Below are 15,903 nucleotides of genomic sequence, written 5' to 3'. Positions count from 1 at the left end.
ATCGAATCTGAATCTGATGTTAGATTCAGTTTCGGAGCGGCGCCAGCTTTGGGCGCGTTCGCATCGGAGGAGTCACGACGTGATCAAGCCCAACAATCCCAACTTCCGAATTCGAGTTCGGCGGAATCAACCATGTGGCACTGGTGTGCTCGGACATGGAACGCACCGTCGACTTCTACAGCAACGTGCTCGGCATGCCGCTGATCAAATCGCTCGACCTGCCCGGCGGCATCGGCCAGCACTTCTTCTTCGACGCAGGCAACGGCGACTGCATCGCCTTCTTCTGGTTCCGCGACGCCCCCGACGGAGTTCCCGGTATCTCCGCGCCGGCCGCGATCCCTGGCATCGGCGAAATCGTCAGCGCCACCGGATCACTGAATCACCTTGCGCTGCATGTACCCGCCGAGAAGTTCGACGAGTATCGGCAGAAGCTCAAGGCCAAAGGGGTGCGGGTCGGGCCGGTGCTCAATCACGACAACAGTGAGATGCAGGTGTCGCCGACCGTGCATCCCGGCGTATACGTGCGGTCCTTCTACTTCTTCGACCCGGATGGGATCACGCTGGAATTCGCCTGCTGGACCAAGGAATTCACCGAAGACGACGTGCACGTCGCGCCGAAGACGTCGGCCGACCGCACGCCTCCGGCCGATCAGCCGGGCTTGGTGGCCTCGACGAAGTAACCGCGTGGCACACCGGGGACATCGAGCGGTACTGCCGGTGCGAACCAGCGGTTCCATGCGTTGCCCGGCTCGGCGATGTCGGTGACGACGGCCGACCAGCCCAGCCGCCCGCTCAGCTCGCCAGGCTGATCCGTCCCGAACAACCAGGGAGCGCCGCTGGCGGCCATCGACTCTCGCACCGCGGCGAGCATGGCCGCATCCAACAGGGTCTTGCCCACGACGTCGTACAGCAGCACCGAGCCCGCCGCCGACATCGCGTCCACACGGTCGAACAGCGTGTGCACGGCGGCCTCGTCGAGGTACTGCAGCAGGCCCTCGATCAGCCACACCGCCGGCTTGTCCGCGTCAAAACCGTTGTCGTGCAGAGATGCGGTCCAGTCCTCGGTGAGATCGACGCCGAGTGCGACGCGACGGCATCGCGGTCGGTCCTCGGCCAGCAGTTCGTTCTTGGTGGCGATGACCGCGGGCTGGTCGAGTTCGAAGACCACGGCGCCGTCCGGCCATGGCAAGCGGTAGGCCCGTGCGTCCATACCGGCGGCGAGGATCACGGCCTGATCGACGGTTCGCGTGGCGCGCAACAGCGCCTCGTCCCAGAAGCGGGTGCGGACGATGATCTGCAGCGTGGTCTTCTCACCCGTCGCGGCGAGCGCGTCGGCCAGTAGCCGCCGGCCCGATTCTCCGGCCAGCTTCTCGGCGAACGGGTCGCTGAACAGCCCGTCGGCCCTGCGGGTTTCCTCGGCTCGGATCGCGGCGACCAGCAGGCCCGTGTCCGCTACCGGACGTCCTGGGGTTTGTCCCGGTTTCTGCATGGCGACATCATGCGTGGCCGGCCATGGAGTCGGCTTGGATATTTTTGCCACCGACGGATCGGGCCAGTAGTTGCATCGTGTCCGCCGAAGCCGACCCGGCGGCGGTGGTCACCACGCACAGCGACTGCTCGGGATTGCGGGCCACCCTCAAATTCTGTTGCGTGACCGTGAGCGATCCGACCAGCGGATGACGCAGGTCATAGGTGTCGGCCTCGCACGGCTTGACCCGGTGATCAGCCCACAGCGAGACGAATTCCTGGCTCTGCATGGACAGTTCGCCGATCAAACCGGCCAACAACGCATCCTCGGGATGCCTACCGGCGACCAGGCGCAGGTTGCCGACCACCGCGCGGGCCTTGCGCGGCCAGTCGACGTACAGGTCGCGGGTGTGCGGATCGAGGAACAGCAGCCGGGCGAGGTTGGGCCGGTCCGCCGGCCGGTCGACCAGCGTCGGGTCGACGTGCCCGGCGAACAGCGCGTGTCCGAGCGGATTCCACGCCAGGATGTCGGTGCGGCGACCGACCACGAGCGCGGGCACGTTGTCGAGTGAGCGCAGCAGGTCCCGGGTCAACGAGCTGACCCGCTCGACCGGCGGGCGCCTGGTCGGTTGCGGCCGTTGGGCGGCGAGTTCGCGCAGATGCCTGCGTTCGTGGTTGTCGAGCTTCAATGCGTCGGCCAGCGCGTCGAGGATGGCCTCCGACGCGTTCACCGACTGTCCCTGCTCCAAACGGGTGTAGTAGGACACGCTCACCCCGGCCAGCTGGGCGAGCTCCTCGCGTCGCAGGCCGCTCACGCGTCGGCGCTCGCCGAACCGGGACAGGCCGACGTCCTCGGGTCGCAGCCGGCTGCGCCGTGCCCGCAGGAACTCGCCCAGTTGTCCGGTGGTCATCACACCACTATGCGCCCCGATGGCATCGGCTGCCTGCCCCTCCCAGTGGTAGGCAAACGCGGGTCTGGCTCGGTTGCCCGGAGATCCGCAGGCTGGTTGCCATGAACCAGATTGTGTTGGGCGATGTGACGGTCACCCGGGTCATGGAGTACTACGGTTCGGTCGAGATGTCACCGCGGACGTTCTTCCCGGAGAGTCCCGACGGCGCCTGGCAGCGTCATGAGCATTGGCTGGCACCGGATTTCTACGATCCCGCGGCCGATATCTGCATATCGGCGATACAGACCTGGCTGCTGCGCAGCGAGGGCAAGAACATCCTCGTCGACACGGGCGTCGGCAATCACAAGAGCCGGCCGCACTCGCCGGTGTGGCACGACCTCGACACCGAGTTCCTCGGCAACCTCGCGGCGGCCGGGGTCGCGCCCGAGGACGTCGACCTGGTGATCAACACGCACCTGCACGTCGACCATGTGGGTTGGAACACCTATCTCGACGATGGCAGCTGGATCCCGACGTTCCCCAACGCGACCTATCTGATGCCCAGGCCTGACTTCGAGTTCTGGAATCCCGACAACGCGCGCCACGCCAACGCGGGCCAGCGCGACGTATTCGCCGACAGCGTCGCCCCCGTACATGCCGCCGGGCAGACGTTGTTGTGGGAGAACGAGTTTCAGATCGACGGCAATCTGGCGCTGACACCCGCACCCGGGCACACGCCGGGTTCATCGGTGGTGACGTTGCAGTCGGGTACCGACCGCGCCGTGTTCGTCGGCGACATGTTGCACACCGCACTGCAATTCGTCGAACCCGACACCAACAGCTGCTTCTGCGAGGATCCCGAACTCGCGCGGGTCACGCGGCACAACGTGCTCGGCAGGGCGGCCGACACGAACACGCTCGTGTTCCCCGCTCATCTCGGCGGGCACGGCGGTGATGAGGTGGTGCGCGACGGAGACCGGTTCGCCATCAAGGCATGGGCGCCGTTCGAACGGCTGGCCTACCATGCCTGAGCCGACCGTCGACACCGCTACCGGCCCCGTACGGGGTCGCCGGATCGGGGATGCGCACGTCTTCTACGGCATTCCCTACGCCGCACCGCCGGTCGGTGCCGGCCGCTTCGCCGCACCGCAGCCCCACGAGCCATGGCGAGACGTCCGCGACGCGACCGTGCCCGGACCCACCGCCCCGCAAGCACGGCGTGACGGCTTCGGGCGGCTGGACATGTCGCCGTTCTTCGGCCCCGGCTGGGTCCCCGAAACCGACTACCTCACCGTCAACGTGTGGGCACCGCCCGCAGCACACCGCGCACCGGTCATGGTGTTCGTGCACGGGGGAGGTTTCGTCTCGGGTTCGACGCGCTCACCCCTCTACGACGGCACCGCGTTCGCGCGTGACGGCGTGGTTCTGGTGACGGTCACCTATCGATTGGGCATCGTCGGATTCCTCGATCTGCCCGGCGCCCCGGCCAACCGCGGGCTGCTCGATGTGCTGGCCGCGCTGCGGTGGGTCCAGGCCAACATCGCGGCATTCGGCGGGGATCCGGACAACGTCACGCTGTTCGGCCAGTCCGCGGGCGCGACGCTCACCGCGGGTGTGCTCGCGACCGCCGCGGCCGGGAGTCTGGTGCGGCGGGTGATCATGCAGAGCGGCAACGGTTTCGGCGCGTTCACGCCGGAGCAGGCCGGCCGGGTCACAGCGGCGGCGGCCCGAGCGCTGGGTGTCGAGCCCACCGTCGCGGGCTTCGGCCCGCTCTCCGATCGGCAGCTCGTGGACGTGGTCGGTGACCTGGCCGGGCTGGATCTGCGAACCGCCGACCGGTTCGACCCGTTGGTCGGCCTCAGCCCCTTCAGCTTGGTGCTGGACCGGCAGCCAGGCCAATCGGTGAATCCCGACATCGGTCTGCTCATCGGGACGAACAGTGCGGAAGGCAACCTCTACCTCGTGCCGCAGGGCCAACTCGACACCTCGACCCGCGACGACGTCGATGCGCTGGCGGCGCGCGTGTGCGCCGATCCGACTGCGCTGGTGCGGGATTACCGGGCCCGCTACCCGGATGCGGGATGGGGTGAACTGCGCTCGGCGATCCTGGGCGACGCGTTGTTTCGGACCGGCAGTGATCGGTTGGCCGATGCGCATGCGCAGTTGGGCGGCGAACCGACGTACCGGTACGAATTCACCTGGCAGTCAGCGGCATTGGACGGTCAGCTCGGAGCCTGCCACGCGATGGAACTGCCGTTCGTGTTCGACGTCATCGACCTCGAGACGTTGCGTGGCCGCGGCGCGCTGCTCGGTCCCGGCCGGCCCCCGGCCGCGCTGGCGGCGCAGATGCACAGTGCGTGGGTGCGGTACGCCCGCACGGGTGATCCGGGTTGGCCGCAGGCCGTGACGCAGCGGTTCACCGGTTGATGCCCACGTGGCTGGGCAGCCACATGCGGCGTCGCACGTACTCGGTGGGCGTCATGGCGGTGAACGACCGGAACTCCCTGACGAAGTGCGCCTGATCGAAGTAGCCGAGATCGGCCGCGATCGCGGCACCACCCTCGGCGCCGGCGTCGAGCCGCCGCATGGCGGCCTGGAACCGCCGAACACGCAGATAGCTCTTGGGAGTCACGCCCACCTCCGAGCGAAACAACGCGATGAGGCGCTTCGGCGACAAGCCGATCTGCGCGCCGGCATCAGCCACCCGCATCGACGGGTTGCGCTCGACAGCTTCGAGCACCGCCGTCAATGCGGGATGGCGTAACCGCATGCGGGCCAACAGAAACCCTTCGAGAAGCGTGATCCGGTGCCGGACCGACGTCGCCTCGATCAACCGGGCGTGCAGGGCGACACCGTCGCGGCCCCAGATCTCGGCCAGCCCGACGCACGCGTTCTCGAGGTCACCGAGCGGGCCATCCATGAACGGCACCGCACCACCGGGGCGGAAATGAACCGTCAGGACGGTCTGGGCCGAATCGATCTGTGTGACATAGGAAATGCTGCCCGCGCCGGCCACGAAAGCCGTCCCGACGTCGAGACGGGTCGCGCCGTCCCCGGCATAGAAGTCGACCCGCTGACGTGGGCTGACGTCGATGATGACAGTCGCCGCACCGCGCGGAAGTGCTCGGCTGCGGTGAGTTTCGCCGTCGTCGTCACGCTGCCAGTAACCGAAGAAGTCGATGTAGGGAGCCAATGCCCGGCACGGCCGGTGCAGCGCGGGTCCGGTCACGGCCGGTTCCGGTACGGCCGGCCGGCGAGCGCGTCGAGCATCGAGCGCAACCGGTCGACGAGTTGTTCTGGGGTGAACGCGATCTCACCCGACAACCAGGCGCTGATCGTGTGGGTCACTCCACCGACCGCGAAATAGCCCATGGCCCTGAGCTGATCGTTCTCCTGCACGCGCAGCGTGTCACCGGCGTGCTGTCCGAACAGCGCCGCGAAGAACCCGATGCCCTCGACCCGCTTGCGGGCCAGCACCTCGTTGGACAACTTCGTGCTGAACAGCAGCCGGCCGATCCTGGGGTCGTCGGCAATGATGCGAACGATGTTGGCCATGCCGGCGGTCGTCTGTTCCGGCACGGGGACCGCCGCGACGGCCGCTTGCGTGGAGGTGGCGATGTCGGCGATCACCCAGTCGTAGACCGCCGCGATGAAGTCGTTCTTGTCGTTGAAGCTCTCGTAGAAGTAGCGCGCAGCGAGCCCGGCCCGTTGGCATACCGCTCGAACCGTGAGTTCGGCGCCGTCGGCGCCCAATACGTCCAGCCCGGCCTCCAGCAGCTGACCTCGGCGCTGCGCGAGGCGGTCGGCTGCTTCGATACCGCGGTACGGGCGGACCGGTGTCACTCGAACATCTTGACACCTGTCAGTGCGGCAGGCCAGTATCAGGAAACATAGGTTCTCACTTTCCGAAGGGGTGGCCATGACGGTCAGCGAACCGGTTCCGCATGTCGAGCGCGCGATGGGGGAGTCGGTGAGTTCGCCGGCCGCCGAGAAGCGCCGTCGGCGCGGCGCCAGCATCGATGACGGGCTGATGGGCGTGGCGTTGTTGGCGGGCCCGGCGAACGTCATCATGCAGCTCGCACGTCCCGGCGTCGGCTACGGCGTGTTGGAGAGCCGCGTCGACAGCGGGCGGGTCGACCTGCATCCGATCAAGCGAGCCCGCACGACGTTCACGTACCTCGCGGTGGCCACCCGCGGATCCGACCAGCAGAAGGCCGCCTTCCGGCGGGCCGTCAACAAGGCCCACGCCCAGGTCTACTCGACCGAGGACAGCCCGGTGAAGTACAACGCGTTCGACAAGGACCTGCAGATGTGGGTCGCCGCCTGCCTCTACAAAGGCGGCGTGGACGTGTACCGGATGTTCATCGGCGAGATGGACGACGAGACCGCCGATCGCCACTATCAAGAAGGCATGGCACTGGGCACCACGCTGCAGGTGCCACCGGAGATGTGGCCGGCCGACCGGGCCGCGTTCGACAAGTACTGGCAGGAAAATCTGGACAACGTGCACATCGACGACACCGTGCGCGAGTACCTCTACCCGATCGCGGTCGGCCGGTTGCGCGGCATGGCCCTGCCCGGCCCGCTGCAACGCTGGTCGGAGAACCTGACCGGCTTGATCACCACGGGCTTTCTGCCGCAGCGGTTCCGCGACGAGATGCGGCTGCCCTGGGATCCCCAGCGCCAGCAGCGGTTCAACCGGATCATCGCGGTGCTGCGTACCGTCAACAATCTGCTGCCGTCGGTCCTGCGGCAGTTCCCGTTCAATCTCCTGCTCAGAGATTTGGACTGGCGCGTGCGCACCGGGCGTCCGCTGGTCTAGCGGCCAGTCTCCCGCCAGATTCGCGGCGTACCCTCGCGCAGGTGCGTAGTGACAATGACACCTGGGACATCACCACGAGCGTCGGGCAGACAGCGTTATTCGTCGCTGCTTCAAGGGCTTTGGAAGCTCGAAAACCCGATCCGCTGGCCGTCGACCCCTATGCCGAAGTGTTCTGCCGCGCCGCGGGTGGGGACTGGGCGGCCGCGGTGGACGGCACGGACCCCGACCATCCGCTTCGGACGGAGTTCGGCGCGCACTTCGTGAACTTCCAAGGCGCGCGGACCAAGTACTTCGACGACTACTTCCGTCGCGCCATCGAGGCCGGGGTGCGCCAGGTCGTGCTCTTGGCGGCCGGGCTGGATTCCCGCGCATATCGGTTGCCATGGGCCGATGGCACTGTTGTCTACGAGTTGGACCAGCCCCGGGTGCTCGAGTTCAAACGTCGGACCGTCGAAGAACGCGGCGAAAAGGCAACCGCCGAGCGTCGTGAGGTTGCGGTGGACTTGCGTGAGGACTGGCCGCAGGCACTCACGGCAAAGGGATTCGACGCGAGCAAGCCGTCGGCATGGATTGCCGAGGGCTTACTGATCTATTTGCCGGCTCCAGCACAGGATCGCCTGTTTGCCGGGATTGACGGGCTGGCCGCCCCGGGAAGCTTCGTGGCGGTGGAAGAGGCCGTCCCGATGCCGCGCGAGGCGTTCGAGGCCAAGCGCGCGGAAGCGGAAGCCTCCGGTGAGGAGAACGCTTTTTTCACGCTCGTCTACAACGAACAGCATGCCCCGGCTGAGCAGTGGTTTTCGTCGAGGGGCTGGACCGCGGCGACGACGCCGCTGCCGGACTATCTACGTCAGCTCGGTCGGCCGGTGCCCACAGCAGACAGTGAAGCGGGCCTGATGACGGGCACGATCAGCCTGGTCACCGCCACCAAAACGTGAGCCGATTCACGTTTTGTGGCCAGTACGTGCATCTCGACACTTAGCTTATGCGATGCTAACTTCAGCAAATGTTAGCTTAGCCATACATAAGGGAGAGAGACGGGGGCCGTGTGGCTCCCGTGCACGCATATGGGTAGTGACACGCTCGCCGCTCCGTCTCATGGAGCGCCCCGGCTCGACCGCGATGTGGTCAGCCGCTTTGCCACATGTTGTCGTGCGCTTGGCCTGACGGTCAACGACCGGCAACGTCCGGCCGATCTGTCAGCCGCTCGATCGGGCTTTGCTGGATTGGCACGCATCGCGCACGATCACTGTGACGCGTGGATCGGCCTGGCCGCCGCGGGGGATACGTCGGCGCCCGTCATCGACGCCGTCTGGCGGACGGTGGGTACGGCCGGCGTGCTGCAGCGCGAGATCGACCTGGCCGCGGGCGAGCTCGGCTTCCTCTATGACACGGGGCTGTACCTGCAGTTCCGCGCCACAGAGCCCGATGACTTCCAACTTGCTTATGCGGCAAGGCTTTACGAGGCCGGTGAGCTTGCCAAGGCCAACGAACTGGTCGCGGACGTGTTGGCACGCCGGCCGGGCTTCCTCAGCGCCAAGTGGCTGCGTGTCGCGATCAACTACCGCGCCGAGCGCTGGTCGGACGTCGTCAGGCTGCTGACGCCTATCGTCATCGACGAGTCGCTCGATCAGATGACGTCGCACGCCGCCCGGGTCACGCTCGGTATCGCGTTGGCCCGGCTCGGAATGTTCGCACCGGCCCTGTCCTACCTGGAGGATCCGTCCGGGCCCATCGTGGTGGCTGCCGTCGACGGCGCACTGGCCAAGGCGCTCACGCTGCGTGGTCAGGGCGAGGACGACGACGCCAACGAGGTCCTGCAGGAACTCTTCGCCGCACATCCCGACAACGCACAGGTCGAAGAGGCGCTGTCGGACCCGACATTCGGGCTCGTCGTCACCACGGCCGCGCGCATCGAGGCCAGGACCGACCCGTGGGATCCGGAGACCGAGCCGTCGGAATCCGAGTTCGTCGACCCCGGAGCCAAGGAACGCAAGGCACATCTGCTCATCGAAGCCGAGGCCGAACTCGCCGAGTTCATCGGCCTGGAAGAAGTGAAGTTCCAGGTGGCCCGCCTCAAGAGCTCGGTCGCCATGTCGATCCGCAGACAGGAACGCGGGCTCACCGTCGCGCAGCGCACCAACCACCTCGTGTTCGCCGGACCTCCAGGAACCGGTAAGACCACGATCGCCCGCGTCGTCGCCAAGATCTATTGCGGCTTGGGACTTCTCAAGAAGGAAACCGTTCGCGAGGTGCACCGCGCCGACCTCATCGGCCAGCACATCGGCGAGACCGAAGCCAAGACCAACGCGATCATCGACAGTGCGCTCGACGGCGTGCTGTTCCTCGACGAGGCGTACGCCCTGGTGTCCACGGGCGCCAAGAACGACTTCGGCCTGGTCGCGATCGACACACTGCTGGCCCGCATGGAGAACGACCGCGATCGCCTGGTCGTGATCGTCGCCGGGTACCGCAAGGACCTCGACATGTTCCTCGATACCAACGAGGGTCTGCGTTCGCGTTTCACGCGCAGCATCGACTTCCCGTCCTACTCGTCGTCCGAACTCGTCGAGATCGCCGAGCGGATGGCCGAGAAGCGCGACAGCGTGTTCGAGAAGGCCGCCCACGAAGACATGGAGAAGCTGTTCGGCCATCTCGCCGAGGCGACGATGCCCGACGCCAACGGGGTTTCGCGCCGCTGCCTCGACATCGCGGGTAACGGCCGGTTCGTCCGAAACCTGGTGGAACGCTCCGAGGAGGAGCGCGAGTACCGCCTCGACCATTCCGATGCCGAGGACTTCACCGACGAGGAGATGATGACGATCACCGCCGGTGACGTGCGCAATTCGGCTGCCCCGCTGCTGCGTGGCCTTGGCCTGACGGTGCCGGCATGACCGGCCCCACCCACGAGGACCGGCGCTCATTCGCCTCCCGTACGCCCACCAATGAGAACCCCGACCAGGTGCAGTACCGGCGCGGCTTCGTCACGCGCCACCAGGTGTCGGGCTGGCGATTCGTCATGCGCCGCATCGCGTCTGGTGTCGCGCTGCACGACACCCGGATGTTGGTCGACCCGCTTCGTACGCAGAGCCGTGCGGTGCTGACCGGTGCGCTGATCCTGATCACCGGCCTGATCGGCTGCTTCGTGTTCTCGCTGATCCGTCCGGGTGGCGCCGCAGGCAACGACGTGATCCTCGCCGACCGGTCGACCGCCGCGCTCTACGTCCGCGTGGGCGAGCAGTTGCATCCGGTGCTCAACTTGACCTCCGCACGCCTGATCGCGGGTCAGCCCGACAACCCGACCACGGTGAAGACCAGCGAGATCGACAAGTACCCGCGCGGCAACCTGCTGGGCATCCCCGGTGCGCCGGAGCGCATGGTGCAAAGCGCGGCGACCGACGCCGATTGGACTGTGTGCGAAAGCGTTTCGGGCACCAACGCCGGTGTCACCGTCATCGCCGGAACGCCCGCGAACGGCGGCGAACGGGCATTGCCGCTCGCCCCCGGCCAGGCCGTCCTCGTCCACAACAGCGCCGGGCCGACCCCGGGCGACTGGCTGCTGTGGGACGGCAAGCGCAGCCCGATCGATCTGGCCAACCGCGCCGTCACCGATGCGCTCGGATTCGGTGCGCAGATCCCGGGACCGCGTCCCATCGCGGCAGGCCTGTTCAACGCCATACCGCAGGCACCCGCACTGATCGCCCCTGCGATCCCCGAAGCCGGTGCGCCACCGCGATTCCCGCTGTCGACGCCGGTGCCGGTCGGTGCGGTCGTCACGGCATACGATGCCGACAACACCATCCGCCACTACGCCGTGCTGGCCGACGGTCTGCAGCCGATCTCCCCGGTGCTGGCCGCGATCTTGCGCAACACCAACTCTTTCGGGCTCGAACAGCCGCCGCAGCTCGGCGCCGACGAAGTGGCCAGGACCCCGGCCGCCAACGGCATCGACACCGCCGCCTACCCGGCCGAACCGCTCACGCTCATCGAGCCGTCGGCTTCCCCGATCACCTGTGCGCAGTGGATCAAGCCTGCCGGCGCCACCGAGAGCCGGCTGACGCTGCTGTCGGGCGCGGTCCTGCCGCTGCCCGATGGACTACGCACGGTCGACCTGGTCGGCGCCGGCAGCAACGGCACCGCCAATCGGGTCGCATTGACTCCCGGCACCGGATACTTCGTGCAGACCGTCGGGTCGGAGCCCGGATCGCCGACCGCCGGATCACTGTTCTGGGTGAGCGACACCGGTGTCCGCTATGGCATCGACACCAGCGGCGACGACAAAGCCGTTGCGGCCCTTGGTCTCACCTCACCGGCGCTGCCCATCCCGTGGTCGATCCTGACGCAGTTCGCGGCCGGCCCGACCCTGTCCCGTGGCGACGCACTGGTTGCGCACGACGCCCTGTCGCCCGATACGAATTCTGCGCGGCTGGAGGCCACGACCCGATGAGCAGGCTGATCTTCGAGCACCAGCGCCGGCTGGCTCCGCCGACCACCCGCAAGGGCACCATCACGATCGAACCGCCGCCGCAGCTGCCGCGGTTGGTGCCGCCCTCCTTGTTGCGCCGGGTGCTGCCGTACCTGATCGTCATCCTGATCGTGGGCATGATCGTCGCCCTGGTGGCCACCGGGATGCGGCTCATCTCACCGACCACGCTGTTCTTCCCGTTCGTGCTGCTGCTGGCCGCCACCGCGCTGTATCGCGGATCGGACAACAAGATGCGCACCGAGGAGGTCGATGCCGAGCGCGCCGACTACCTGCGGTACCTGTCCGTCGTCCGCGACAACGTCCGCGCCCATGCCGCCGAGCAGCGGCAGGCGCTGGAATGGTCGCACCCCGCACCGGAGGTGCTCGCCACCATCCCGGGCACCCGCAGGCAGTGGGAGCGCGACCCGCGCGATCGCGACTTCCTGGTGCTGCGGGCCGGTCTGCACGACGTGCCGTTGGATGCGGCGCTCAAGGTCAAGGACACCGCCGACGAAATCGACCTGGAACCCGTGTCGCACAGCACGTTGCGCGGTCTGCTCGATGTGCAGCGCACGGTTCGCGACGCGCCCACCGGCATCGATGTCGCAAAACTGGCCCGTATCACCGTGATCGGTGAAGCCGACGAGGTCCGCGCGGCGATCCGGGCGTGGATCGCGCAGGCCGTCACCTGGCACGACCCCACGATGGTCGGGGTGGCCCTGGCCGCGCCCGGCGTCGACTCCGACGACTGGTCCTGGCTGAAATGGCTTCCGCACGTGGACGTTCCCGGCGAAGCCGACGGTGTCGGCCCGGCCAGGTATCTGACGACGAGCGTCGCCGAACTGCGGGAGCGGCTCGCGCCCGCGTTGGCCGACCGCCCGCCGTTCCCGTCCGAGCCGGATCAGGCCACCAAACATCTACTGGTGGTGCTCGACGATCCCGATGCCGATCCCGACGACATCGCCCGCCGTCCGGGGCTGACCGGCGTGACCGTGATCCACCGCTCGGACAAGCTGCCCAACCGCGAGCAGTACCCGGATCCCGAGCGCCCGATCCTGCGGGTGGCCGACGGGCGCATCGAACGCTGGCAGAGCAGCGGATGGCAGCCCTACATCGACACGGCCGACGCGATGTCGGCGGCCGAGGCCGGGCACATCGCACGGCGGCTGTCGCGCTGGGATTCCAATCCCGGCTACATCCGGTCGAGTTCGACCGGCGGGGCGACCTTCACCACGCTGCTGGGCATTCCCGACGCGTCGGCGCTCGACGTCGCGAGCCTGTGGGCGCCCCGTACCCGCGACGACGAACTGCGGGTGCCGATCGGCGTCACCGCGACCGGCGAGCCGCTCTACTTCGACCTCAAGGACGAAGCCGAGGGCGGTATGGGTCCGCACGGCCTCATGATCGGTATGACGGGCTCTGGCAAGTCCCAGACCTTGATGTCGATCCTGTTGTCGCTGTTGACAACCCATTCGGCCGAGCGGCTGATCGTGATCTACGCCGACTTCAAGGGCGAGGCCGGCGCCGACATCTTCCGCAACTTTCCGCAGGTCGTCGCCGTCATCTCGAACATGGCCGAGAAGCGGTCGCTCGCCGACCGGTTCGCCGACACCCTGCGCGGTGAGGTGGCCCGTCGCGAGCAGTTGCTCAAGGAGGCCGGCCGCCGCGTACAGGGAAGTGCCTTCAACTCGGTCACCGAGTACGAGGCCGCGATCGCTGCCGGACACGATCTGCCGCCCATGCCGACGCTGTTCGTCGTCGCCGACGAGTTCACGCTGATGCTGGCCGATCATCCCGAGTACGCGGACCTGTTCGATTACGTTGCCCGCAAGGGCCGCTCGTTCCGCATCCACATCCTGTTCGCGTCACAGACGCTGGACGTGGGCCGGATCAAGGACATCGACAAGAACACCTCCTACCGGATCGGTCTGAAGGTGGCCAGCCCGAGCATCTCGCGTCAGATCATCGGGGTCGAGGACGCCTATCACATCGAATCCGGCCGCGAGCACAAGGGCGAAGGCTTCCTGGTGCCCGCGCCGGGTGCGGTGCCGATCAAGTTCCGCAGCACCTACGTCGACGGCATCTACGATCCGCCGCGCGCCGAGAAATCCATTGTGGTGCGCGCACTTCCGCAGCCGCAGGTGTTCACGGCGTCGCGCGTCGAGCCCGAGCCCGACACCGTCATCGCCACCAACGGTGCCGAGGTCGAAGTATTGCCGCCGCGCAAGCTGATCGCCACGATCGGCGACCAGCTGGCCACCTACGGCCCGAAGGCGCCGACGCTGTGGCTGCCGCCGCTCGACGAGGCCATCGCCCTGGCCGACGTGCTCGCCGGAACCGAGGTGGAGCCCGGGCAGCTGCGCTGGCCGCTCGGCGAGATCGACAAGCCGTTCGAGATGCGCCGCGACGCGCTGGTGTTCGACGCCAACTCGTCAGCCGCCAACGTGCTCATCCACGGCGGCCCGCGGTCAGGCAAATCGACTGCGCTGCAGACGTTCATCCTGTCGGCGGCCGCTCTGCACTCGCCGCGCGAGGTGACGTTCTACTGCCTGGACTACGGCGGCGGCAAGCTGGCCGGCCTGGGCGATCTCGCCCATGTCGGCAGCGTCGCGACGCCGCTGGAACCGGAGCGGATCCGGCGAACGTTCGGCGAGCTCGAGCAACTGCTGCGGGCGCGCCAGCGGCAGGGCGCGGTGAACCGCCAGAGCGGCGGCTACACCGACGGCTATGGCGAGGTGTTCCTCGTGATCGACAACCTCTACGCCTTCAGCCGCGACAACACCGACACGTTCAACACCCGTAACCCGTTGCTGGCCAAGGTCACCGAGCTCGCCAACAGCGGTATGGCCTACGGCATCCACGTCGTCATCACCACGCCGAACTGGCTTGAGGTGCCGCTGGCGATGCGCGACGGCCTGGGGCTGCGGCTGGAACTCAAGCTGCACGACAGCCACGACAGCATCGTGCGCGTGGTCGGCGCGCTGCGCAGGCCTGCCGACGCAGTGCCGGCCGACCAGCCGGGCCGCGGCCTGACGATGGCGGCCGAGCACTTCCTGTTCGCCGAGCCGGCGCTGAGCGACATCGCCGTCATCAACGCGCGCTACCCGGGCGTCAGTGCACCACCGGTGCGGCTGCTGCCGAGCGACCTCGCGCCTTCGGCGCTCGCGCCGCTGTACCCGGCGCCCGAGACGGTCGTCATCGGGCAGCGGGAGGAAGATCTGGCGCCGGTCGCGATCGACTTCGCGAGCAACCCGTTGCTCACGGTGTTCGGCGATTCGAAGTCGGGCAAGACGACGCTGCTGCGCCACATCATCCGGACGATCCGCGAGAACTCGCAGCCCGATCAGGTCGCGTTCACGGTGATCGACCGGCGGCTGCACCTCGTGGACGAACCGTTGTTCCCGGACAACGAGTACACCGCGAACATCGACCGGGTGCTGCCCGCGATGCTGGGTCTGTCGGCGCTCATCGAGAAGCGGCGCCCGCCGGCCGATCTGTTCCCCGAGGAACTCAAGAAGTGGACGTACTCGGGCCACACCCACTACCTGATCATCGATGACGTCGACCAGATTCCCGACGGTCCGGCAGTCAGTGGGCCCTTCGTCGGGCAGCGACCGTGGACCAACATCGTCGCGCTGCTGGCCGAAGCATCCGACCTAGGCCTGCGCGTCATCGTGACCGCCCGCGCCACCGGTTCGGCACACGCGGTGATGACCGCGCCGCTGTTGCGTCGCCTCAACGATCTGCAGGCGACAACCCTGATGCTGTCGGGCAATCCGGCCGACAGCGGCAAGATCCGCGGCCACCGGTTCGCCCGATTCCCGGCCGGGCGCGGCATGCTCCTCGGCGACGGCGATTCGCCGGAGTACATCCAACTCGTCAATCCGCTCGGCGCCGATGCGGCGCTGTCGGTGAACAACGGGACCCGCAACATAGGAAAGGAATACCGATGACTCTTCGTGTAGTCCCCGAAGGCCTGACCGCGGCCAGCGCGGCGGTGGAGGCGTTGACGGCACGGTTGGCGGCCGCGCATGCGGCGGCGGCGCCGGTGGTGTCGACGGTGGTTCCGCCTGCCGCTGACGCGGTTTCGTTGCAGACGGCCACAGGGTTCAGTGCGCACGGTGCGCAGCATTCGGCGCTGGCCGCCCATGGTGTGGAGGAGCTGGGCCGGTCCGGTGTCGGCGTCGGTGAGTCGGGCGCGAGCTATGCGACCGGTGATGCGATGGCGGCGTCGTCGTACCTGATCGCGCGCGGGGTCTGAC

At 67.6% G+C, this 15,903-nt stretch carries 12 protein-coding genes and 1 pseudogene; 9 read left to right on the top strand and 4 right to left on the bottom strand.

What is annotated here, in order from left to right; all coding sequences use genetic code 11:
* Positions 1-79 precede the first annotated feature (79 nt).
* Positions 80-680 (top strand): annotated as a pseudogene (locus ACOI2T_RS32920) (VOC family protein).
* Here ACOI2T_RS32920 and ACOI2T_RS32915 read toward each other — a convergent pair.
* Both ACOI2T_RS32915 and ACOI2T_RS32910 read right to left on the bottom strand, forming a co-directional pair.
* A complete protein-coding gene (locus ACOI2T_RS32915; protein WP_409505090.1) occupies positions 650-1,489 on the bottom strand; it encodes an SAM-dependent methyltransferase in 840 nt (279 codons plus the stop codon). The pseudogene ACOI2T_RS32920 and the gene ACOI2T_RS32915 sit on opposite strands and share 31 nt — an antisense overlap.
* A 7-nt stretch (positions 1,490-1,496) precedes the next feature.
* Complete coding sequence (locus tag ACOI2T_RS32910) at positions 1,497-2,378, bottom strand: helix-turn-helix transcriptional regulator (RefSeq protein WP_409505089.1); 882 nt, start codon at positions 2,376-2,378, stop codon at positions 1,497-1,499.
* A gap of 101 nt (positions 2,379-2,479) precedes the next feature.
* Between ACOI2T_RS32910 and ACOI2T_RS32905 the strand changes: the two genes are divergently transcribed.
* Positions 2,480-3,388: an MBL fold metallo-hydrolase gene (locus tag ACOI2T_RS32905; protein WP_409505088.1), complete on the top strand. Its 909-nt coding sequence runs from the start codon at positions 2,480-2,482 to the stop codon at positions 3,386-3,388.
* On the top strand, positions 3,381-4,784 hold the full coding sequence (locus tag ACOI2T_RS32900) for a carboxylesterase/lipase family protein (RefSeq protein WP_409505087.1): 1,404 nt from the start codon (positions 3,381-3,383) through the stop codon (positions 4,782-4,784). Before ACOI2T_RS32905 ends, ACOI2T_RS32900 begins: the two co-directional genes overlap by 8 nt.
* Here ACOI2T_RS32900 and ACOI2T_RS32895 read toward each other — a convergent pair.
* Entirely contained in the window at positions 4,774-5,586 is an 813-nt protein-coding gene (locus ACOI2T_RS32895; protein WP_409505086.1) for a helix-turn-helix domain-containing protein, read from the bottom strand. The two genes, ACOI2T_RS32900 and ACOI2T_RS32895, sit on opposite strands and share 11 nt — an antisense overlap.
* Entirely contained in the window at positions 5,583-6,200 is a 618-nt protein-coding gene (locus ACOI2T_RS32890) for a TetR/AcrR family transcriptional regulator (protein ID WP_067858400.1), read from the bottom strand. The genes ACOI2T_RS32895 and ACOI2T_RS32890 overlap by 4 nt, the downstream gene beginning before the upstream one ends.
* A 76-nt stretch (positions 6,201-6,276) precedes the next feature.
* Between ACOI2T_RS32890 and ACOI2T_RS32885 the strand changes: the two genes are divergently transcribed.
* The 6 genes from ACOI2T_RS32885 to ACOI2T_RS32860 all read left to right on the top strand — a co-directional run bounded on the left by ACOI2T_RS32885 (position 6,277) and on the right by ACOI2T_RS32860 (position 15,902).
* Complete coding sequence (locus ACOI2T_RS32885) at positions 6,277-7,179, top strand: oxygenase MpaB family protein (RefSeq protein ID WP_067858456.1); 903 nt, start codon at positions 6,277-6,279, stop codon at positions 7,177-7,179.
* Between the two features lie 41 nt (positions 7,180-7,220).
* Entirely contained in the window at positions 7,221-8,114 is an 894-nt protein-coding gene (locus ACOI2T_RS32880) for a class I SAM-dependent methyltransferase (protein WP_409505085.1), read from the top strand.
* A gap of 186 nt (positions 8,115-8,300) precedes the next feature.
* Entirely contained in the window at positions 8,301-10,070 is a 1,770-nt protein-coding gene (gene eccA, locus ACOI2T_RS32875; protein ID WP_409505261.1) for a type VII secretion AAA-ATPase EccA, read from the top strand.
* Positions 10,067-11,623: a type VII secretion protein EccB gene (eccB, locus tag ACOI2T_RS32870; protein WP_409505084.1), complete on the top strand. Its 1,557-nt coding sequence runs from the start codon at positions 10,067-10,069 to the stop codon at positions 11,621-11,623. The genes eccA and eccB overlap by 4 nt, the downstream gene beginning before the upstream one ends.
* Positions 11,620-15,594 (top strand): type VII secretion protein EccCa, encoded by a 3,975-nt coding sequence (gene eccCa / locus ACOI2T_RS32865; protein WP_409505083.1) that lies wholly within the window; start codon positions 11,620-11,622, stop codon positions 15,592-15,594. Before eccB ends, eccCa begins: the two co-directional genes overlap by 4 nt.
* On the top strand, positions 15,591-15,902 hold the full coding sequence (locus tag ACOI2T_RS32860; protein WP_085146332.1) for a PE family protein: 312 nt from the start codon (positions 15,591-15,593) through the stop codon (positions 15,900-15,902). The genes eccCa and ACOI2T_RS32860 overlap by 4 nt, the downstream gene beginning before the upstream one ends.
* Position 15,903: the final 1 nt, after the last annotated feature.

Source organism: Mycolicibacterium wolinskyi str. Jessa 2025 (assembly GCF_049241375.1).
Taxonomy (GTDB): domain Bacteria; phylum Actinomycetota; class Actinomycetes; order Mycobacteriales; family Mycobacteriaceae; genus Mycobacterium; species Mycobacterium wolinskyi.
This window is presented reverse-complemented; position numbering and strand designations above follow the sequence as displayed.

What these genes read in the sequence shown, in the direction of transcription:
- eccCa (WP_409505083.1), top strand. Translation starts at nt 11,620, where the DNA reads ATGAGCAGGCTGATCTTCGAGCACCAGCGCCGGCTGGCTCCGCCGACC.
- ACOI2T_RS32885 (WP_067858456.1), top strand. Translation starts at nt 6,277, where the DNA reads ATGACGGTCAGCGAACCGGTTCCGCATGTCGAGCGCGCGATGGGGGAG.
- ACOI2T_RS32860 (WP_085146332.1), top strand. Translation starts at nt 15,591, where the DNA reads ATGACTCTTCGTGTAGTCCCCGAAGGCCTGACCGCGGCCAGCGCGGCG.
- ACOI2T_RS32900 (WP_409505087.1), top strand. Translation starts at nt 3,381, where the DNA reads ATGCCTGAGCCGACCGTCGACACCGCTACCGGCCCCGTACGGGGTCGC.
- ACOI2T_RS32910 (WP_409505089.1), bottom strand. Translation starts at nt 2,378, where the DNA reads ATGACCACCGGACAACTGGGCGAGTTCCTGCGGGCACGGCGCAGCCGG.
- ACOI2T_RS32915 (WP_409505090.1), bottom strand. Translation starts at nt 1,489, where the DNA reads ATGCAGAAACCGGGACAAACCCCAGGACGTCCGGTAGCGGACACGGGC.
- eccB (WP_409505084.1), top strand. Translation starts at nt 10,067, where the DNA reads ATGACCGGCCCCACCCACGAGGACCGGCGCTCATTCGCCTCCCGTACG.
- ACOI2T_RS32905 (WP_409505088.1), top strand. Translation starts at nt 2,480, where the DNA reads ATGAACCAGATTGTGTTGGGCGATGTGACGGTCACCCGGGTCATGGAG.